This is a genomic window from Aeromonas enteropelogenes, assembly GCF_020097295.1.
Lineage (GTDB): Bacteria > Pseudomonadota > Gammaproteobacteria > Enterobacterales > Aeromonadaceae > Aeromonas > Aeromonas enteropelogenes.
In genome coordinates this window covers 3,711,176-3,731,531 of sequence record NZ_CP083625.1, presented here as the reverse complement: position 1 = coordinate 3,731,531, position 20,356 = coordinate 3,711,176, and the positions used below count along the sequence as shown (strand labels likewise).

Here is a 20,356-nt window from a genome sequence, read left to right as displayed (position 1 = left end):
GCTCAATCATGGTGCCACTTGATGCTGCACGCCGTACTTTGTCCAGAGTCGGGTCAATTGTCCATTTTTCTCGAGTTTGTTCAGCCAGGTTTCCAGTTGATCCGTAGTGATGCTCGCAGTGGGGCTCAGCAGGGCCCTGAGCAGGTAGTGCTGATCCCATTTGTCGGAATAGAAAAGCTGCGCCGCCTGCTCCGGGTACTGGATACGGAACTGGTTCAGGTAGGAGAAATTGAGAATGACCACCTCACCGCGCCCCTTGAAGAGCCCTTGCAGGGCGCTGATGTTGTCCTTGACCAGGGTGATGTTGAAGCGGCGTTTGAGCTCTTCCGGCGAGGCATTCCAATCGGCGATGCCGTAGTGATAACCGCTGACGCCGATCAGCTGGCGCCTGGCGATATCCTTGAAAAAGGATTGATCCCGGTTGGGTTCCCTCAGGGCGACATACTTCTCGCCGCCCAGGAGCAGTGGCCGGGTCATGCGCACTGCGCCGGCATCCCAACCCCAGCGGATCTCTTCAAACAGGATGAGGGAGTAGCGACCAAGGGCCATGGCCCGGCTGCGGTGGACGGCGGAAGTGGGGACGAAGACGAAATGCACTTCCTGCTGGGCCTTGTTGAGCAGTGCGATGAGATCCAGCGTCAGTCCGCTGTAGCGGTTTTCTCCCTCCTTGACCACGAAGGGCGCGTAGGGGTAGCCACCGACCCGGATCAGGGGATGGCCCCACGCCGTAGAGCAGAGCAACAGCAGTAACCAGCACCAGCGTGTCATGGGATGTCCCGAAAGGGGGAAATGATCCCAGATTCGGTTAATCTGCGCTGGTTTTCAAGCCGTTAAGGGAATTAACGCAGCGCTGCTCGGCCGCGTCCAGCTCGGCCATCACCATCTGGATATCTTCGAGCTGCTGGCGCAGTACCTGGCGCCTGGAATCGATCAGCTGGATCATGGAGTTGAGCTGGTTTTTGCTCGAGCGGTCGGTGTCATACATGTCGAACAGCTCGCGGATCTCCGCCAGCGTAAAGCCCAGCCGCTTGCCACGCAGGGTCAACTTCAGGCGGATCTTGTCCTTGTGGCGGTAGATGCGGGCTTGTCCCTCCCGGGTCGGGGTGAGCAGCCCTTCATCTTCGTAGTAGCGGATGGTGCGCGGCGTAATGTCAAATTCGTGGGCCAGCTCGGAGATGCTGTAGGTGATCTCCTTGCCGGGCAGGGCATTGGCCATGGTGATGGACTCCAGTTAGTGAGGGGATGGCTGGCAAAGCCGTGCTCGCAACCGCTCGGCATTGGCATGGAGGGCCTGACCGACCCGGGAGCCGTTGGGGCGACCGAGCCGCTCGCTCACCCACTGACCGGTGGCGGCCAGCTTGTCGAGATCCACTCCGGTACTCATGCCAAGGCCGTGCAGCAGGTAGATCACCTCCTCCGAGGCGACATTGCCGGAGGCCCCCGGTGCATAGGGGCAACCGCCGAGCCCGGCGACCGAGCAGTCGATAGTGCGGATGCCGCGCTCCAGCGCTGGCAGCAGGTTGGCCAGTCCCTGGCCATAGGTGTCGTGAAAATGCACCGCGAGCCGGCCAGCCGGGATCTCGTGCAGTACCGCATCCAGCATGGGGGCAACCGTGCCCGGGGTGCCGACTCCTATGGTGTCGCCCAGGGATATCTCGTGACAGCCGAGATCCAGCAGGCGTTCGGCCATGGCCGCGACTCGCTTTGGTCGAGTGGGGCCGTCGAACGGGCAGGCGATCACGGTGGAGAGATAACCGCGCACCTTGATGCCAAGTTGGCGCGCCTCCTGCACCAGGGGCGCGAAGCGCACCAGCGACTCCTCGACGCTGATGCCGATATTGGCTCGGGTAAATCCATCCGAGCAGGCAGTGAAGAGGCCAATCTCGTCGGCGCGGGCGGCAATGGCCGCCTGCAATCCCTGCAGGTTGGGTACCAGGGCGCCATAGCGGGTCGGACCCTTGCGGGGCAGCGCCACAAACAGGGCGGCGGAGTCCGCCATCTGGGGCACCTTCTTCGGGGAGACGAAGGCCCCCACCTCGATCCGTTGCAGGCCGCTCTCGGCCAGCCGCTGGATAAGTTCCAGCCGCTGCACCAGAGACAGGGTATTGGCTTCATTCTGCAGACCGTCCCGCGGCCCCATCTCCACCAGGCTGACCCTGTCATCCCTCACGTCATGTTCCCTCGTCATCGACTGCTCTCCTGACTGTCCGTTGACTGATCCCCGGCAAATCGCACCAGCATGGCTCCCTGGCTCACCTGCTCCCCCTGCTTGCACTGCAGGGCCTCGATCATCCCGTCCCTATCAGCCCGCAAGACATGCTCCATCTTCATCGCCTCCAGCACCAGCAGGGGTTGCCCCTTATTGACGTGCTGGCCTGCCTCGACTTGCAGCGCCACCACGATGCCGTGCATGGGGGCAATCGCGCCCCTGGCGGCGTCCACACCCTGATCATGGTGGTGTTGATGGCGTTGATCATCGACCGAGAAGCGAATGCGTTGACCGGCCAGCTGCAGCACATAATCGCCCCCGGTCAGCGAGTGGACGGGGTAGCGCTGCCAGCCCCCCCCTTGCTGAAGACGGATATGAGCGTCGCCCACCTCATAGGCGTGTGGTTCCTCTTGCCAGAACAAGGTGCCCGCACGCTCATGCAGGGTCAGCACCCTGGCCTCGTCGCCAATTCGCACCGCAGCCGTAAAGCTTTTGGTCTGTCCCAGACGAAAGCCGACGGCCTGTTGCCAGGGCGAGGGGCCGGTGGGGCGACTGGCGAGCCAGAGAGCGGCGAGCGGCCAGGCGAGCTCTGGAATGACCTGTGACTCGGTCGGAATGGGCCACTGGGTGTGGTGGCGCATCGCCAGCACCTCGGGCTCTTCACACAGGCGCAGCAGCAGAGAGCCATTGTGCACCAGAGGACCCAGCTCCAGCGCCGCCAGGGCGTCGGCCAGGCTGGCAAAAGCCTCGGCGCGGCTCTGGCCGTGGGCGATCAGCTTGGCGATCATAGGGTCGTAATAGGGGCTCACCGCATCGCCGGCAGCAACGCCGGTGTCGATGCGTACCCCGTTCGGCCAGTTGAGCCACTCGATGGGGCCGCTGGCGGGCAAAAAACCGGCTGCCACATCCTCGGCGTAGAGGCGTGCCTCCACCGCGTGGCCTTGCAAGCGTACCTCCTCCTGGGTGAGCGGCAGCGCTTTTCCCTCGGCTACTGCCAGTTGCCAAGCCACCAGATCCTGGCCGGTGATGCACTCGGTGACCGGGTGTTCCACCTGCAATCGGGTGTTCATCTCCATAAAAAAGAACTCCTCCCCGCACAGCAGAAACTCGATGGTGCCGGCGCCCCGGTAATCGATGGCCCGGGCGGCAGCCACGGCCGCCTCGCCCATGGCGCGGCGCAGGGAAGGGGAGATATCGGGGGCGGGAGCCTCTTCAATGACTTTCTGGTGGCGGCGCTGCAAGGAGCAGTCCCTATCCCCCAGATAGATGGCGTTGCCAAAGCTGTCGGCAAACACCTGCACCTCCACATGGCGGGCCTTGGTCAGATAGCGCTCAAGGAGCACGGTATCATCGCCGAAGGCGGCCAATGCTTCCCGTTTCACCGCCGCCAGCGACTCGTCGAAGGTCTCTATCTGCTCGACCCGACGCATCCCCTTGCCGCCGCCGCCGCTGGCCGCCTTGATAAGGAGCGGAAAGCCGGTCAGTCGCGCCTGCTCGCGCAACACCTCGGGTGACTGGTCCGCACCGTGGTAGCCCGGCAGCACGGGCACGTCTGCCGCCTGCATCAGCGCCTTGGCGCCGGACTTGTCTCCCATGGCGAGGATGGCGGCGCCGCTTGGCCCGATAAAGCGCAGGTTTTGCTGCTCGCAGGCGTGGGCAAAGTCGCTGTTCTCCGACAAAAAACCGTAGCCCGGATGAATGGCATCAGCGTTTGCCTCTTTGGCGATGCGCAGCACCTTGGCGGTGTCGAGGTAGCTTTCGCGCGCGGGGGCGGGCCCCAGATGCCAGGCTTCGTCGGCTTCGCGCACATGCATGGCGCGGGTATCTGCATCCGAGTAGAGGGCGATGGTATGGATGCCGAGCCGGCGGGCGGTCTTGATGATGCGCACTGCGATTTCACCGCGATTGGCGATGAGCAGTCGTTTGATGGGGCTGATATGAGTCATGTTTCATCCTTGAAACGGGGACGCCAGGTGGGGGGCCGTTTGTCGAAGAAGGCCTGCATCCCCTCCTGGGCTTCGAGACCGACCCGCACCCGGGCGATGGTCTCGACGGTTCTCTCTTCATGAAGTGCGGGCGCGTGGTGTTCGATGGCGGCCAGCAGTCGCTTGGTCTCCTTCATCGCCTCCGGGCCGTTGCGACACAGCCGCAGGGCCAGAGCCCGCCCGTCGTGCAGCAGTTGTTCCGGTTTGCTGAGCCGATGTACCACATTGAGCCGGCAGGCGGTGATGGCATCGAACGGTTCGGCGCTCAGCATGTAGGCGCGGGCTTGGCGCATCCCCATGGCACGTACCACGTAGGGGCTGATCACCGCAGGCACCAGCCCCAGACTTACCTCGGAGAGGCAAAAGCGGGCATCGTCGCTCGCCAGCACCAGATCGCAGGCGCAGATAAGGCCGAGCGCCCCGCCGTAGGCGGCGCCCTGCACCAGGGCGATGGTGGGGAAGGGGAGCTCGTCCAGGGTTTGCATCAGCCGCGCCAGCACCCGGGCATCCTCCCGGTTGTGCTCGAAATCCGCGTGGGCCAGATTGCGCATCCAGTTGAGATCGGCGCCGGCGCAAAAATGTTTGCCCTCCGCCCGCAGGATCAGGGCGTGAGGTCGCTCGGCGAGGGATTGCCCGTGGCGATGGGCCAGATCGTCGAGGCAATCGAGCAGACCCAGCATGAGATCGTCATCAAAGGCGTTGTGGCGGGCCGGACGCGCTAGGATCAGCTCGATCAGCGGGCCGTGCCGCTCCAGGCGAAAACCGGCCAGGGGGTCATTGCAGATTGGGTCGGACATGTCGAACTCCTTACATCCGGAAGATGCCGTACTGTTCCGGGCCCGTCTCGGCCCCCTGGCAGGCAGCCAGTGCCAGCGCCAGCACGGTGCGGCTCTGGGCGGGGTCGATGACGCCGTCATCCCACAGGCGGGCGCTGGCGTAATAGGGATGGCCCTGTCGTTCATACTGGTCGATCACCGGGGCGCGGATGGCGGCAGCCTCCTGCTCGCCCAGGGTTTTTCCTTCCGCGGCCAGCTTGTCCCGTCGCACTTGCACCAGCACCCCGGCAGCCTGCTCGCCCCCCATCACCGAGATGCGACTGTTGGGCCAGCTAAAGAGAAAGTCTGGCTCATAGGCGCGCCCACACATGCCATAGTTGCCGGCGCCAAAGCTGCCGCCGACGATCAGGGTGATCTTGGGCACCCGGCTGCAGGCCACGGCGGTGACCAGTTTGGCACCATGTTTGGCGATCCCCTCTTTTTCCGCTGTGCTTCCTACCATAAACCCGGTGATGTTCTGCAGGAAGAGCAGCGGGATGGCGCGCCGGTTGCAAAGCTGGATGAAGTGGGCTCCTTTCTGGGCGCTATCGCTGTGCAACACGCCGTTGTTGGCGAGGATCCCCACCTTCATGCCTGCAATCCGGGCAAAGCCGGTCACCAGGGTAGTGCCGAACAGTGCCTTGAACTCATCAAATTCGGAGCCATCCACCAGGCGGGCAATGAGCTCGCGGGCATCGTAAGGACGCTTGAGGCTGGTGCCCACCAGGCCGTATAACTCCTCAACCGGATAGCCGGGTTCTTCAAAGGTTGGGGAGCGCGAAGCGACACCCGACACCGGAAACGGGTCTTCGCCCGGATCGCTTGCCCCCAGGTTGTGAACCAGGGTGCGGGCGATGGCCAAGGCATGGGCATCATCGCGGGCCAGGTGATCGGCCACCCCTGAGTGGGCGCAATGCACCTCGGCGCCACCGAGGGCTTCTGCGCTGATCTCCTCGCCGGTCGCCGCCTTGACCAGCGGCGGGCCCGCTAGAAAGATGGTGGCCTGTTCCTTGACCATGATGGACTCGTCAGCCATGGCGGGTACATAGGCGCCGCCTGCGGTACAGAGCCCCATCACCACCGCCAGCTGGGGGATGTTCTGGGCCGACATGCGGGCCTGGTTGTAGAAGATACGACCAAAATGGTCCCGGTCGGGAAACACCTCGTCCTGCATCGGCAGAAAGGCGCCGCCGGAATCCACCAGATAGAGACAGGGTAGGCGCAGCCGTTCGGCGATCGCCTGGGCCCTCAGGTGCTTTTTCACTGTGAGCGGGTAGTAGGTGCCACCCTTCACGGTGGCATCGTTCACCACCAGCATGCAGAGCCTGCCCGAGATGAGCCCGATGCCGGTGATGATGCCGGCGGCGGGCACCGGCTCGTCATAGACCTGCAAAGCGGCCAGCGCCGAGAGTTCGAGAAAGGGGGAGCCCGGGTCCAGCAACTGGTTGATGCGCTCGCGGGGCAGCAGCTTGCCGCGGGCCTGATGGCGGGCGTTGTTGGTGGCGCCGCCACCCTGGGCTATCTCCTCCAGACGGGCATTGAGATCGTCGACCAGCGCCTGCATGGCGGCTCGATTGGTCGCATATTCCGGGCTTGCGGTATCGAGGCGGGAGTGAAGTCTGCTCATGCGTCTGTTCCCAGTTGCAAATGACTGCCGATGGCTGTGGCGGTGTCTGGAGCGAGGCGGTTCATGCGTTGTCTCCCATCAGCTCGCGACCGATGAGCCAACGGCGAATTTCCGAGGTGCCGGCGCCAATTTCATAGAGCTTGGCATCCCGCAGCAGGCGGCCGGTGGGGTATTCGTTGATGTAACCGTTGCCACCCAGCAGCTGGATGGCATCGAGCGCCATCTGGGTGGCGTTTTCGGCGGCAAACAGGATGGCGGCGGCGCAATCCTTGCGACTGGTGCGACCGGCGTCGCAGGCGCTTGCCACCGAGTAGACCAGAGCCCGACTGCTGGCCAGACGAGTGTACATATCGGCGAGCTTGCCCTGCACCAGCTGGAACTCGCCGATGGCCTGGCCGAACTGTTTGCGCTCGCGCACATAGGGCAGCACCACGTCCATGCAGGCCTGCATGATGCCAAGGGGGCCGGCCGCCAGCACTACCCGCTCGTAATCGAGACCGCTCATCAGCACCTTGACGCCGCCGTGCAATGGGCCGAGTAGGCTCTCTTGCGGAATGCGGCAGTTGTCGAACACCAGCTCACAGGTGCTGGAGCCGCGCATGCCGAGCTTGTCGAGCTTCTGGGCGGTGGTGAAGCCCTTTGTGCCCGCCTCGACGATAAAGGCGGAGATCCCCTTGGGCCCGGCGCTGGCATCCGTTTTGGCATAGATGACGAAGGTGTCGGCATCCGGGCCGTTGGTGATCCACATCTTGTTGCCATTGAGCACGAAGTGATCGCCATCGCGCTCGGCCGTGAGGCGCATGCTGACCACGTCGGAGCCGGCTCCCGGCTCGCTCATGGCCAGCGCCCCCACATGCTTGCCGCTGACCAGATCAGGCAGGTAGCGCGCCTTCTGATCAGGGGTGCCGTGGCGGTGGATCTGGTTGATGCAGAGGTTGGAGTGAGCGCCGTAGGAGAGACCGACCGAGGCGCTGGCGCGGCTCACCTGCTCCATCACCAGCACATGGGCAAGATAACCAAGGTTCACCCCGTCATACTCTTCTGCCACCGTGATGCCGTGCAGCCCCAGCGCCCCCATCAGGGGCCAGAGATCGCGCGGAAAGGCGTTGCTCTGATCGATCTCGCCGGCCCGCGGCGCGATCACTTTCTGGCAGAAGGCCGCGACCTGCTCGGTCAGGGCGCAGAGGGTCTCATCCATCACTGCATGCATCCTTGCTCTCCTTCGGTGGGTAAACTGGCCTGCTGGTGTGGCTCCCCGGGAGTGGCAGCGCCAGACTGGTCAGTCCATTTGCGTCTAAGTTTACGTTAGCGTAAACGTAAATCAATTGTTAGTCTAAGGTAAAACCCAATCCGGGCGACGGCAAACCTGCTGGCCTTTCTGGTCGGGAGCGCGTGCCGGATGGATGAACGAATAGTGGCGGGCCATGCCGGTCGTGCCCATCAAGAACGTGAAAGGGAGTGCAAACAGCAGATGGACTTTACCCTGACAAACGATCAGCAGGCCTATGTCGAGGCGGCGACCGCCTTTGCCAACGAGGCGCTCAAACCCCATGCCGCCCGCTGGGATCGGGAGCACGAATTCCCCATCCCCACCATCAAGCAGGCGGCGGAGCTGGGTTTTTGCGGCCTCTACACCCAGGAGCAATATGGCGGTCTCGCGCTCTCACGGCTCGATGCCAGCCTTATTTTCGAGCGTCTCGCCATGGGGTGCACCTCCACCACGGCTTATCTCACCATCCACAACATGGTGAGCTGGATGCTGGGCAGCTGGCTACCAGCCGATGTCGCCGAGGCGTGGGTACCCAGGCTCGCCAGTGGCGAGCTGCTGGGCTCTTATTGTCTCACCGAACCGGGGGCGGGCTCCGATGCCGCGGCCCTCAAGACCCGCGCCGTGCGCGATGGGGATAGCTATCTCATTGAGGGCAACAAGGTGTTTATCTCGGGGGCGGGCAGCACGGATGTACTGGTGGTGATGGCGCGCACCGGCAGCGAGGGGGCGGGGGGGATCTCCGCCTTTATGGTACCGGCGGACACGCCCGGGGTAAGTTATGGCAAGGCGGAGGAGAAGATGGGCTGGAACAGCCAGCCGACCCGTGAGGTGGCCTTTAACGGCGTGCGCATCCCCGCCAGCTACCGGCTGGGCCAAGAGGGGGAAGGCTTCAGGTTCGCCATGCAGGCCCTTGATGGCGGGCGCATCAATATCGCCACCTGTTCGGTGGGCACAGCCCAGCAAGCCCTCGATGACGCGCTGGCCTATGTCCAGCAGCGCCAGCAATTCGGGCGCCCGATCAGCGAATTTCAGAGCGTGCAGTTTCGTCTGGCCGACATGGCCACCGAACTGGCCGCCGCCCGCTTGATGGTGCGCCAGGCCGCTGACAAGCTGGATCGGGGCAGTCCGGACAAGAGCGCCTGGTGCGCCATGGCCAAGCGCTTTGCCACCGATGTGGGCTACCGGGTCTGCGACGAGGCTCTGCAACTCTTTGGCGGCTATGGTTATATCCGCGAGTATCCGCTGGAACGCTACCTGCGTGATACCCGGGTACACCGCATTCTGGAAGGGACCAACGAGGTGATGCGGCTCATCATCGCCCGCCGTCTGCTGGCGGACGCCGGTCTGGCGCTGGGGTGACGGGCATGCTCCCGGCGTGCGGGATCGCTTTGTGAACCAGACCCGGTTTGGTGCCATGCAACCCTGTCATCATGGGACAGGCTTTTTGACAAGGACAACGCAATGACAAGGATCAGGCTCGAATATCATGGCCACGTCGCCTACATCACCCTGGATCACCCCCCCGCCAACACCTGGACCCTCGCCAGCCTGCAGGCCTTCTTGCAGATGATGGTGGAGCTCGACAGCCGTCCCGACGTGGTGGCTCTGGTGATCCGCGGGGCGGGGGACAAGTTTTTCTGCGCCGGTGCCGATCTCAAGATGTTTGCCGACGGCAATGTGGAGCATGCCCGCGAGGTGGCCGAGGCGTTTGGCAAGGCGTTCGAGGCACTGACCCGGTTCCACGGCGTCAGCATCGCCGCCATCAATGGCTATGCCATGGGGGGCGGGCTGGAGGTGGCGCTGGCCTGCGACATCCGCATCGCCGAGCAGCAGGCCCTGCTGGGGTTGCCAGAGGCCTCGGTGGGCTTGTTGCCTTGCGCCGGCGGCACTCAGAGGCTCACCGAGCTGGTGGGGCCGGGCTGGGCCAAGCGGATGATCCTGTGCGGCGAAAAGGTCAATGCCACCCTGGCCTACGAGATGGGGCTGGTGGAGGAGGTGGTGAAAACCGGCCACGCCTGGGAAGCCGCCCACCAGATGGCGCAGCTGGTGGAACGTCAGAGCCCGAGCGCCCTGCGCGCCTGCAAGACCCTCATCAATCAGGGGCGCAGCGGCCCCCGGGATGCAGCCTTGCCCCTTGAGCGCAGCCTGTTTCTCGAGCTGTTTGCCGACGCCAACCAGCGTGAGGGGGTCGTTGCCTTCCTGGAGAAACGGCCACCCCGTTGGCACTACGGCGCCTCTGCCGGCGTTTCACCCAATGCCCAAGATGGAGCCCCTCATGAGTGAACCGGTCAAGGTCAGTTGTTATCCCACTAGCGATGGTCGGCAGATTGGTGTGTTGACCCTCGACAGTCCCGCCTCGCTCAATGCGTTAAGCCTTGAGATGATCCAGATCCTGCAGCGTACTCTCGTAGAGTGGCAGCAGGATCCCGCCATCGTCGGTGTCCTGCTGCAGGGGGCGGGTGAGAAGGCCTTCTGCGCCGGCGGCGATATCCGCTCTTTTTATTACCGCAAGCAGGAAGCGAGCGAGTCGGCACTGTTTGGCTATGCCCGCGATTTTTTTGAGCAGGAATACCGGCTCGATCACCTGATCCACTGCTATGACAAGCCACTTGTCTGCGTGGCGGATGGCATCTGCATGGGGGGCGGCATTGGCCTCTTTGCCGGCGCCGATTTTCGGGTGGTGACCGAGAAGAGCCTGTTCGCCATGCCGGAGGTGACCATCGGCCTCTATCCGGATGTGGGGGCCAGCTGGTTCTTGAGCCGGATGCCGGGGCGCCTCGGGCTCTGGCTCGGCCTCACCGGCGCCCGCTTCAATGGCCAGGATGCCATTGCTCTGGGGCTCGCGGATCACGCCATCGCCAGCCGTGAGCGGGAGGCGCTACTGCCCCGGCTCGCGGCGCTCGACTGGTCCCAAGCCAGGGATCCCCGCGATCAGGTCGATCAACTGCTGCAAGGGCTGCATCGCGAGGTGCTTGCCGCGCTCCCCGAGCCAGTGGTTTTGCCCCATCAAGCCAGAATTGATGCCCTGCTGGCGGGGCGTACCTTGCAAGGGGTACTGGATCGCCTGTTCGATGCCAGCTTCGATCTCGAGTCCGGTGAGGGAAGCCTGGCGAAGGCCCGCGATACCTGTCGCAGCGGCAGCCCCATCAGCCGCGCCATCCTGTGGCGCCAATATTGGCAGGCTCGACGCCAGTCGCTCGCCGAGGTGTTTGCCGATGAGTTGACCCTCTCGGTCAACTGCGTGCTCAAGGGAGATTTTGTGGAAGGGGTGCGGGCGCTACTTATCGACAAGGACAAATCCCCCCGCTGGCAGCCAGCCCAAACGGGGGAGGCGTGGCAGGATGCCTTCTATCGCTGGCCAGAAGGGACAAATCCCCTTCAGGGCTAGCCTCATCAAGATGCCGGGGCGCGCCGGACAAGGGACAACGCAAGGAGCAAAGGATGACAAGGATTGGATTTATCGGGCTTGGCAACATGGGGGCGCCCATGGCCGCCAACCTGGCCCGGGCGGGGCACAGGGTGCAGGTGTTTGATCTGGTGCACGAAAGCGTGACCCGGGCGATCACCGCCGGTTGCATCGCCGCCGCAGATGCCAGGGAGGCGGTGAGCGACTGTGAGGTGGTGATCAGCATGCTGCCCGCAGGGGAACATGTGCGGGCCCTCTGGCTTGGCGAAGATGCCGGAAAGGGGGGCTGTCAGGATCTGCTGGCGGCCTTGCCGGCAGGCACCCTGGTCATCGACTGCTCCACCATAGATGTGGCCTCTGCTCGCCAGGTAGGGGAGGCGGCCAGGGCGCGCGGCATCCGCTTTATCGATGCCCCTGTATCGGGGGGCGTGGCAGGCGCGGCGGCCGGAACGCTGACCTTTATCGTGGGGGGCGAGCCTGCCGATTTTGAGGCCGCCAAACCCGTGCTCGCCCACATGGGGCAGAACCTGTTCCATGCCGGTGTCCTCGGGGCGGGGCAGATCGCCAAGATGTGCAACAACATGCTGCTCGCCATCCACATGGCGGGCACCGCAGAGGCCCTGGCACTCGGGGTGAAGGAGGGGCTGGATCCGGCGGTACTCTCCACCATCATGGGCAAGAGTTCGGGCAACAACTGGAGTCTGGAGCGCTACAACCCCTGGCCCGGGGTGATGGAGAATGTCCCCGCATCCCGTAACTATCAGGGAGGTTTTATGACCCGGCTGATGGTGAAGGACCTGGGGCTGGCCATGGCCCTGGCCGAACATGCCCATAGCGCCGTGCCCATGGGGGCGCTCGCTCGCAACCTGTTCAACCTGCATGCGACGCAGGGGCAGGATACGCGAGATTTTTCCAGCATCGTCGAGCTCTATCTGGACAAGAAAAGCAGCTAGTGTCGCCATCACCCGAATAACCCAGTGACAACACAAGGAGCATGCATGGATATCAAGCAGAAGGTCATCGCCATCACGGGGGCAGGGCGAGGACTTGGCCGGGCCATCGCCCTGAGTCTGGCAGAGCAAGGTGCCCAGTTGGCGCTTATCGACGTCAACCGCGCCGATCTGGAGGTGACCGAGGCCGAACTGCGCAGCCGGGATGGCCAGTGTGGCCTGTTCGTCTGCAACGTGGCGAGCGAACCCGAGGTGGAGGCGACCTTTGCCGCGATCAAGGAGCAATACGGCGCCTTGCATGGCCTCATCAACTGCGCCGGCATCCTGCGGGACGGCATGCTGATCAAGGTAAAGGAGGGAGTACTGCAGGAGAAGATGAGTCTGAGCCAGTGGCAGAGCGTCATCGACGTCAACCTGACCGGCACCTTCCTGTGCGGGCGAGAGGGGGCAGCCTTGATGGCGCAAAGGGGGCAGGGGGGCGTCATCATTAACGTCTCGTCCATCGCCCGCGCCGGCAATATCGGCCAGAGCAACTATGCCGCCAGCAAGGCGGGGGTGGCCTCGCTGGTGGTGACCTGGGCGCGGGAACTCTCCCGTCACGGCATCCGGGTGATGGGGATCGCCCCCGGGGTGTTTGCCACCGACATGACGGCTGCGATGAAACCGGAGGCGATGGCCCGCATGCAGCAGGCCATACCGGTTGGTGTGCTGGGGGAGGCGCGCCAGCTGGCCGAGACGGTGCAGTTCATCCTCGCCAATGACTACTTGTCGGGGCGGATGATCGAGCTCGACGGCGGCCTGCGTTTGTAACGGCGAGCAGAAAAATCCCCGGTCTGGTAGCCGGGGATTTTTTATGCAGCCAGGTCGAAACCGAGGCGACTGCATACTGCTGAATAGATAAGTTCGAGTCCCTTTTGTTTTGCCAAATTATCATAAATATCAATGGGTCTTGCTTAATTTGACTCAGCTCACAGGCACTCATGGTCAGTGCTGTAAAATTGCGCGCGGTCAAGGTGGCGCATGATTGATGGCACGAAGGATTGCGGCCGGAATAATCATGCAATATAGTTGCCGCCTTTTTCACGGGGTATGGATTTCTCGCCCCTCCCATATCGCGTGCAGTATGAATAGGGACGCTCTGCCGCCGCCTAATTAAACAGGATTGAGATGGACAAGAAACTAGGGCTGGGCGCCCTCATTTCGCTGGTGATCGGCTCCATGGTCGGCGCCGGGGTTTTCAGTCTGCCACAAAACATCGCCGCCCACGCCAGTGCCGGGGCCGTCGCCCTGGGTTGGACCATCACGGGCATCGGCATGATCTGTCTTGCGCTGGTCTATCAGAACCTCTCCATGCGCCGCCCGGATCTCGATGGCGGTATCTTCAGCTACGCCAAGGCGGGTTTCGGTGATTTCATCGGCTTCAACGCAGCCTGGGGCTACTGGCTCTGCCAGCTGCTGGCCAACGTCTCCTACGCCATCGTGGTATTCAGTGCGCTCGGCTACTTCTTCGATACGCCGGACAACGTCATCTTCGGTGACGGCAACACGCCGCTGGCCATCACGCTCGCCTCCATCCTGATCTGGTCGGTGCATGCTCTGGTGCTGCGCGGGATCCAGGTTGCCGCGCTGGTCAATATCGTGACCACCATCGCCAAGATGGTACCTCTCATCGTCTTCTGCGTCGCCATTTTGCTGGCTTTCAATCTGGATACCTTCAACCTGGATATCTGGGGGCAGGGCAATCCCGAACTGGGCTCAGTGATGGAACAGGTCAAATCGACCATGAAGGTCACCCTCTGGGTCTTCATCGGGATCGAGGGGGCCGTGGTGGTCTCTGCCCGTGCCCGTCATCGCAAGGATGTGGGGCGCGCCACCGTGCTGGCCCTGCTTGGTGCCCTGGCGCTCTACGTGATGGTGACCCTGTTCTCCCTGGGGGTGATGAACCAGCCCCAACTGGCCCAACTCAAGAACCCGTCCACCGCCATGATCCTGGAAGCAGTCGTCGGTCCTTGGGGGGCCTGGCTCATCAACATCGGTTTGGTGATCTCCGTGATGGGGGCGCTGTTGAGCTGGACCGTGCTGGCGGCCGAAGTGCCCTACATTGCGGGCAAGACCGGCGTGTTCCCGGCCTGGTTCGCCAAGGAGAACAAAAACGGCTCGCCCCAGGTGTCGCTCTGGTGCTCCACCTGTCTGGTGCAGATCTTCCTCATCATCATCTACTTCCAGAGCAGTACCTATCTGGCGCTGGTCAACATCGCCACGTCGGCCGCCCTGGTGCCCTATGTCTTCTCCGGTGCCTACGGCCTCAAGCTGGCGCTCAAGGGGGAGACCTACGAGGGCCAGCCTCATCAGCGCAATCGTGATATGTTGCTGGCGCTGGTCGCTACCGTATACGGCTGCTGGCTGGTCTATGCCGCCGGGGTGGAGTACCTGCTGCTGGTGGCGCTGCTCTACAGCCCGGGTATCTTCATCTACTGGAAAGCCCGTCAGCACCATGCCCTGCGCAGCCTCAACCGGCTGGAGCAGGGGATGACGGCGGCCCTGCTCGGGTTTGCCGTGCTGGCCTTCTACAAGGTGATGGACGGTACCATTCCCCTCAATTAAACGGCACAATGAAGAGATGGCCTGATGGCCATCTCTTTTTTTATGCGCAGCATGAGCCAGTGCGTGGCTGCGCCGTTTCGTAAGGAATCGTTATGCTGTTTATGGGTTATCTGCTGCTGGGGGCCTTCGCCGGCATGCTGGCGGGGCTGTTCGGGATCGGCGGCGGTCTCATCATAGTGCCCGTGCTGGTACTCAGTTTTCATGCCCAGGGGGTGGCGCCCGACATCGTGACCCACCTGGCTCTCGGTACCTCGCTGCCCACCATGATTTTCACCGGCTTCAGTTCTCTGCGGGCGCATCAGGAAGCGGGCGCGGTGGACTGGGTGATGATCCGCCACCTCGCCGTCGGCATGCTGCTGGGGGCCTGGTTTGGTGGCATGACCGCCAACCTGCTGAGCGCCAGCACCCTCAACATCATCATCGGCTGCTTCGCCTGGACCATGGCGCTGCAGATGGGGCTCAATCTAAAGCCCAAAGCGGAGCGTCAAATGCCGGGACCTGTGGGCACCGGCATTGCGGGCTCCATCATCGGCTGGATGTCAGCGCTGTTTGGCATCGGTGGCGGCTCGCTCACCGTGCCTTATCTGAGCTGGAACTCGGTGCCGATGCGCAACGCGGTGGCAGCGTCTGCGGCTTGCAGCATGCCAATTGCCTTTGCAGGCAGTCTCAGTTATCTCTATGCCGGTTGGGGTAACCCCGATCTGCCCGAGTGGAGTCTGGGTTACATCTATCTGCCGGCCCTCGTCGGCATCGTGCTCACCAGTACCCAGTTTGCCAGGGTTGGGGCCAGATTGGCGCACCGCCTCTCGCCCCAGCGCCTCAAGCAGGCATTTGCCCTGTTGATGCTGCTGGTGGGGGCGAAATTTATGCTGTTTAGCTGATCTGTTCGGCAGATTGTTGAAAAATAAGGCAAACGAACTGCCGAGGTGCAGAAAGCCGTTGCATTGATACGCCAGTTTGCCTATTCTCCTCGCCGGTGGTCCTATTGGTCCTCTCGCATTGATAACCCGTCGACCTGGTCAGGACCGGAAGGTAGCAGCCAAGGCGGGGGACTCGAGTGCCGGGATGTGGCTGGTAGGGCCACCACTTGTTTCTGCAATTCAATAAGTTACAGCTAATCCCCCCCTTCAGACCTCTTGGTTATCCACTTTGTGTGGATAGTTAAGCACGCTTCCTGGCGACTCTACCGTTCCTTTTGCATGATCTCTGGCAACTACCGCAAGCTGATCCAGTGGCTTCATTGTGCTCGTCGTGGTGCGTATTTGTACTTATCCAGCCGTCATTCTCCCCATTGCCCATTGCCGCGGTCAGTAGCACTCGCTCAACCTGGATAGTAGTCAGAACTCAGCGATCTCTGGTTGAACGAGAAAGCGTTGCTCAGGGAACCGAAAGCACTGGGCAATCAAAAAAGCCATCGACTTGGTAAAGTATCCGGATTGAATGGCACGCGAAGGAGCAAAAAAAGAGTAAAACCGCCCATCGGGGGCGGTTTTATATGCGTGAGGTTTAGAACTTCACTTGATAGTTCAATGTGTAGGTTCGGCCACGACCCTTGTAGTCGTAGGCGGCCGGTTCATAGTGAGCCGAGTAGACAATCTGGGCTCGTTGTCCCCAGATGGTGGTGTAGTCCCGGTCAAACAGGTTCTGGACGCCAAAACCCAGGCTCCCGATCGGAAGTTGGTAGCTGCCCAACAAGTCAAACATAGTGTAACCATTCAACTTGTTCTGTTCGCTGTCTTCGTAGTCAAACATGGTTTGGCTCTGGACCTTAAGCGAGAGGGCTGAACCATACCAGCCTGCCCAGGCGCTGGCTTTTGAGGTACTGGCTTCACCGGCGGTCATATCTTGCCAGCCGTTACCTCCCTTGATTTCAGAGACAACATAGTGGCCAGCTGCCCCCAGCTGGATGTTGTCATGCACCCAGTAGGAAGCCATGCCTTCCAGGCCATACACGCGTTTCTTGTCTTCCAGCTCTTCGATAAGCAGGGTCTTTTTGTTGTACTCCACTGACTTGTCCGAGTGAGAGTAGTAGGCAGCAGTCTGGAAATTGAAATCACCCTGATCAAGGCGATAGCCAAGTTCAACGCTATTGGTCTTTATACCGGACATTTTGGAGTCGTTGACGTTGATGCTCTTGTTGAGCTTCCAGTGATCGCCGACCCGGGTATATTCCCCCTGACCATAGTACTTGGCCGGATCGGCAAGATCGAAACCTTGCGAGAAGTTTGCCCATACCTGCGAGCTATCGTTCAGATGATAAATGGTGCCGAGGTTGAACAAGCCAACACTGTAGTCTGTCTCGCCTCCGGGCACGGCGTCTGCGGAAGAGCCTTTACCTGCGGCGATCCTCTGCTGCTGCTGATAACCGACAAAATCATCGATTTTATTGGTCATGTATTGATAGCGAAAGCCGCCTTCCACGATCCAGTCATCAGTGATGGCGTAGTCTGCCTGCACAAAACCGGCCACCGAGCCCACTTCAATGCCCGGATAGCGGCCGACTTGTGCGTAGGTGCGGTTGAGAAGGTTCCCCGTATTATTTGCAAGGACAGGGTCATAGAGCGCCTGATTGCTTTCCAGTTTGTCCTGGTATGCATCAAGGCCATATACCAGGTTGAGTTTGTCAAATTTTTTCGCCAATGCAGCCTTTACCGAAAAAACGTCGCTAATTTGCTGTCCCGATGAGCTGAAATAAGGGGTATAGGTCTGATCTTCCTTGCGATAGGACGCTTCGGTGATCAGCTGGTGACCCAAAAACTTATCATCAATATAAGATGTGCTGAGCATTACCCGCGTCGTGCCATGTTCGCGATCCGAGTCGAAGCCTTTTCTTACGTCAATAAAGTCGCCATTTTCAATATATAGGCCATAAGGGGAGTCCTGTTGGCTGTCATAGTATTGGCCCAGCAGGTTAAGGTGTTTGGTATCTGACAGGTTGATACCCACAGTTGTCAAGAAATCAACGGTCTGATTGAACTGCAGTGAACCTTGCGAAATATCCGGCGTAATGATCTCGCCATCGGCATCAAAAAAGCCTTGTGATTCCGAGTAAACGACAGAGGTGCGTGCTTTTACCTTGTCATTTCCTCCAGAAATAGATTGGGCGAGCTTGTAGTCAAGGTCTTCACCCGAGTTAAATCCGGAGGTGGTGCCGACATAGGATTCAAACTCGAGTTCTTCATTCGTTGCTTTTTTAGTAACGATGTTGATCACCCCGCCAGACGCGCCGGCACCATAGATAGAGGTGGCTCCTGACAACACTTCAATGCGCTCAATGTTGAATGGATCAATAGAGTCCATATAACGGCTGATTTGACGGGATGATTGCAGGGAAATGCCATCAATCATCACCAGCATCTTGCGCCCGCGCAGGTTTTGGCCGTAATTGGTTCGTGCTCCGCTGCTGATATCCAGGGAAGGAATCGATGATGCCAGAATTTCTCCTAAGGATTTACCACCACGGTACTCCTGTTCGATGCGTTCTGAATCGATATACCAGACTGTACCGGGAATATCGCTGATGGCTTTTGGCGTGCGACTTGAGACGACGACCATTTCATCGAACGAGGTGGACTCTGATGCTAGAGCAGGAGTCGTTAGGAGTGCACTTGCTACCGCTAATGCGGCTGTGGATAAGCGCAATTTTTCATTATTGACTTTCATTTCCTTCCCTATTTTATAGTAATAAATCCGTAAAAATCAGTTTTACACTGATGATAAGCAGTGTGTTTATCTAAAAATAATTTTTGGCAGTGCCAACTCAGAGCCGTTTAAATTACCCATTCGGTTGTATTTTTTAAGTTCAGGCGTTAGGTAAATAACAGACTCTATATGGGCAATGGATACCCGCCTGTTTTGCAAGGTGATTATTCACAAATACGTGTTTTATAAATATCCTTCCATGTCATTTGTAGGTGATTAAAAGCAAGCACATCAAACTGATTTCGAGTGAGCACTAATGCATATGAAGAGTCTTCATGAGAGCCAAATACCGGACAGCCACTCGGCGGAATATGAATATCTCGAGCGCTCGGCAAACACGCATGGATAAAAGTGACTGTCATCATTGCTGCGCATAACCGGTTCCGACTGGCGCTCCATAACTAAAATGGAGAGCAGGTGCAATCACAGATAAGGCGGAGCTAACCACGTGGGTACATGATCCGTGTCGAGCCGGTTGCTATCAGGATCCATCCTCTTTCTCGCTACCTTGCAAACGAACAAATGATATTAATTATCATTTGAGCTTTCAACGGTTTTTTGCAATTTGGTGAACGCCATCAACAAAGCATTAACTGCTCTATCTATCAGCAAGCTGGAGAGAACCCGTAGCTGGCAGGAAACGGAGCTGTTTGATTTCAGCCCTCCTGAAAGGGGGACTAAAGAGGTGGGATAGATCCTGTTCTCGAGGGCACAAAAGCCGTGTGCTGTGGAGGAAGGGGACCACGGTTATCCACCGCAGCCATCGAAGCACCGGTCATCTCGTTAATCCCTGGTCGGCGACTCTTCGTATGGCAAGGCCGTGCCGACCCGGTGGGCCTGCTCCAGTTCATCCAGGTCGAGCACATATTCCCGGTTGTCCGCGAGGCGGGCTATTGCGAGATCGATGAAGTGGCGTACCCGGGCGGGCTGGGCGGCGCGACTGCCGTAGTAGAGAAACAGGCCGAGCCTCTGGGTCATGTGCTCGAGCAGCAAGGGCACCAGGCGGCCGGCGCGGATATGCGCCGCCGCCGTCGGCCCGGCCAGCTGGCCGATGACATCGCCGGCCAGCACGGCCCCCAGCTCCACCATCTCGTCGTTGGTGGAGAGTGCCGGGCGCACCGGATGCTCCTGCAGTTCGTCCCCCATCTTGACGTACCAGGGGATCAGGCGCCCGTTGCCCGCGTGGCGAAAGGCACTGCAGCGATGCAGGGCAAGATCGTGCAGGGTGAGGGGCACGCCATATTTGCGCAGATACGCGGGGGCGGCGCAGATGATGAGCTGCATGGGGAACAGGCGGCGCGCGATCAGCCCCTCCTGGGGCGAGATGCCGATGCGCAGCCCCACATCGACCCGCTCCTCCACCCAGTTGCCGACCCTGTCATCGAGCCGGATATCCGGCTGCACATCGGGATAGCGCCGGCAGTACTCCTCCAGCAGCGGCCCTATGACCGTCTGCACCACGGAGCGCGGGCCCACTATTCGCAGCGGGCCGGCGAACTCCTCACGGGTCTGGCGCGCCGCCGTCAGGGCTTGCTGCAGGCCGAGCAGGGCAGGCTGCGCCGCCTCCAGAAATCGTTGCCCCTCTTCGGTCAGCGACATGCTGCGGGTGGTGCGATGAAACAGGCGCACCCCCAGATAGCTTTCCAGCTGCCCGAGCGCCTTGCTGGCGGCCTGGGGAGAGATCTGCTGGGCCTCGGCCGCCTTGCTAAGGCTGCCCAGCTCGGCCGTGTGTACAAAGGTGGTGATGGAACGCAATTCGTTGATCATGGTCTGGCTCATGGATTTACA

Annotated in this window: 16 protein-coding genes and 1 other RNA gene; 8 read left to right on the top strand and 9 right to left on the bottom strand. The window is 60.8% G+C overall.

The annotated features are described in order from the left end of the window. Positions 1-6: 6 nt before the first annotated feature. From LA321_RS17235 to LA321_RS17205, 7 genes are all read right to left on the bottom strand, one after another. Positions 7-768, bottom strand: a complete 762-nt coding sequence (locus LA321_RS17235; protein ID WP_042069547.1) for a substrate-binding periplasmic protein — start codon at positions 766-768, stop codon at positions 7-9. 37 nt (positions 769-805) lie between these two features. Then, positions 806-1,216 (bottom strand): MerR family transcriptional regulator, encoded by a 411-nt coding sequence (locus tag LA321_RS17230; protein WP_042069545.1) that lies wholly within the window; start codon positions 1,214-1,216, stop codon positions 806-808. Positions 1,217-1,231: 15 nt separating this feature from the next. Next, a complete protein-coding gene (locus LA321_RS17225; protein ID WP_042069544.1) occupies positions 1,232-2,188 on the bottom strand; it encodes a hydroxymethylglutaryl-CoA lyase in 957 nt (318 codons plus the stop codon). Then, positions 2,185-4,155: an acetyl/propionyl/methylcrotonyl-CoA carboxylase subunit alpha gene (locus tag LA321_RS17220; protein WP_042069543.1), complete on the bottom strand. Its 1,971-nt coding sequence runs from the start codon at positions 4,153-4,155 to the stop codon at positions 2,185-2,187. Before LA321_RS17220 ends, LA321_RS17225 begins: the two co-directional genes overlap by 4 nt. Continuing rightward, positions 4,152-4,991, bottom strand: a complete 840-nt coding sequence (locus LA321_RS17215; RefSeq protein WP_042069542.1) for an enoyl-CoA hydratase-related protein — start codon at positions 4,989-4,991, stop codon at positions 4,152-4,154. Before LA321_RS17215 ends, LA321_RS17220 begins: the two co-directional genes overlap by 4 nt. A gap of 10 nt (positions 4,992-5,001) precedes the next feature. Continuing rightward, complete coding sequence (locus LA321_RS17210; RefSeq protein ID WP_042069541.1) at positions 5,002-6,636, bottom strand: carboxyl transferase domain-containing protein; 1,635 nt, start codon at positions 6,634-6,636, stop codon at positions 5,002-5,004. 61 nt (positions 6,637-6,697) lie between these two features. Beyond that, a complete protein-coding gene (locus LA321_RS17205) occupies positions 6,698-7,846 on the bottom strand; it encodes an isovaleryl-CoA dehydrogenase (RefSeq protein WP_042069540.1) in 1,149 nt (382 codons plus the stop codon). 261 nt (positions 7,847-8,107) lie between these two features. Between LA321_RS17205 and LA321_RS17200 the strand changes: the two genes are divergently transcribed. From LA321_RS17200 to ffs, 8 genes are all read left to right on the top strand, one after another. Next, positions 8,108-9,265, top strand: a complete 1,158-nt coding sequence (locus LA321_RS17200) for an acyl-CoA dehydrogenase family protein (RefSeq protein WP_042070031.1) — start codon at positions 8,108-8,110, stop codon at positions 9,263-9,265. Between the two features lie 102 nt (positions 9,266-9,367). Further along, positions 9,368-10,189: an enoyl-CoA hydratase gene (locus LA321_RS17195; protein WP_042069539.1), complete on the top strand. Its 822-nt coding sequence runs from the start codon at positions 9,368-9,370 to the stop codon at positions 10,187-10,189. Further along, a complete protein-coding gene (locus LA321_RS17190; RefSeq protein ID WP_042069538.1) occupies positions 10,182-11,294 on the top strand; it encodes an enoyl-CoA hydratase/isomerase family protein in 1,113 nt (370 codons plus the stop codon). The genes LA321_RS17195 and LA321_RS17190 overlap by 8 nt, the downstream gene beginning before the upstream one ends. A 53-nt stretch (positions 11,295-11,347) precedes the next feature. Next, positions 11,348-12,265 carry a 3-hydroxyisobutyrate dehydrogenase gene (mmsB, locus tag LA321_RS17185; protein ID WP_042069537.1) on the top strand — a complete coding sequence of 306 codons (918 nt, stop codon included), beginning with the start codon at positions 11,348-11,350 and terminating at the stop codon, positions 12,263-12,265. Positions 12,266-12,310: 45 nt separating this feature from the next. Then, a complete protein-coding gene (locus LA321_RS17180) occupies positions 12,311-13,072 on the top strand; it encodes an SDR family oxidoreductase (protein WP_042069536.1) in 762 nt (253 codons plus the stop codon). A 357-nt stretch (positions 13,073-13,429) separates the two neighbouring features. Then, the gene (arcD, locus tag LA321_RS17175; protein WP_026458072.1) at positions 13,430-14,866 is read left to right on the top strand and encodes an arginine-ornithine antiporter; all 1,437 of its coding nucleotides are present in this window, start codon (positions 13,430-13,432) and stop codon (positions 14,864-14,866) included. 92 nt (positions 14,867-14,958) lie between these two features. Beyond that, positions 14,959-15,747 (top strand): sulfite exporter TauE/SafE family protein, encoded by a 789-nt coding sequence (locus LA321_RS17170; RefSeq protein ID WP_042069535.1) that lies wholly within the window; start codon positions 14,959-14,961, stop codon positions 15,745-15,747. A gap of 102 nt (positions 15,748-15,849) precedes the next feature. Further along, positions 15,850-15,946, top strand: an RNA gene (ffs, locus tag LA321_RS17165) — signal recognition particle sRNA small type. A 426-nt stretch (positions 15,947-16,372) separates the two neighbouring features. Here the strand turns inward: ffs and LA321_RS17160 are convergent. Together LA321_RS17160 and LA321_RS17155 are read right to left on the bottom strand one after the other, a co-directional pair. Further along, a complete protein-coding gene (locus tag LA321_RS17160) occupies positions 16,373-18,529 on the bottom strand; it encodes a TonB-dependent receptor (RefSeq protein ID WP_042069533.1) in 2,157 nt (718 codons plus the stop codon). 822 nt (positions 18,530-19,351) lie between these two features. Next, positions 19,352-20,347 carry a LysR family transcriptional regulator gene (locus LA321_RS17155; RefSeq protein ID WP_082043348.1) on the bottom strand — a complete coding sequence of 332 codons (996 nt, stop codon included), beginning with the start codon at positions 20,345-20,347 and terminating at the stop codon, positions 19,352-19,354. Between the last annotated feature and the right edge of the window lie 9 nt (positions 20,348-20,356).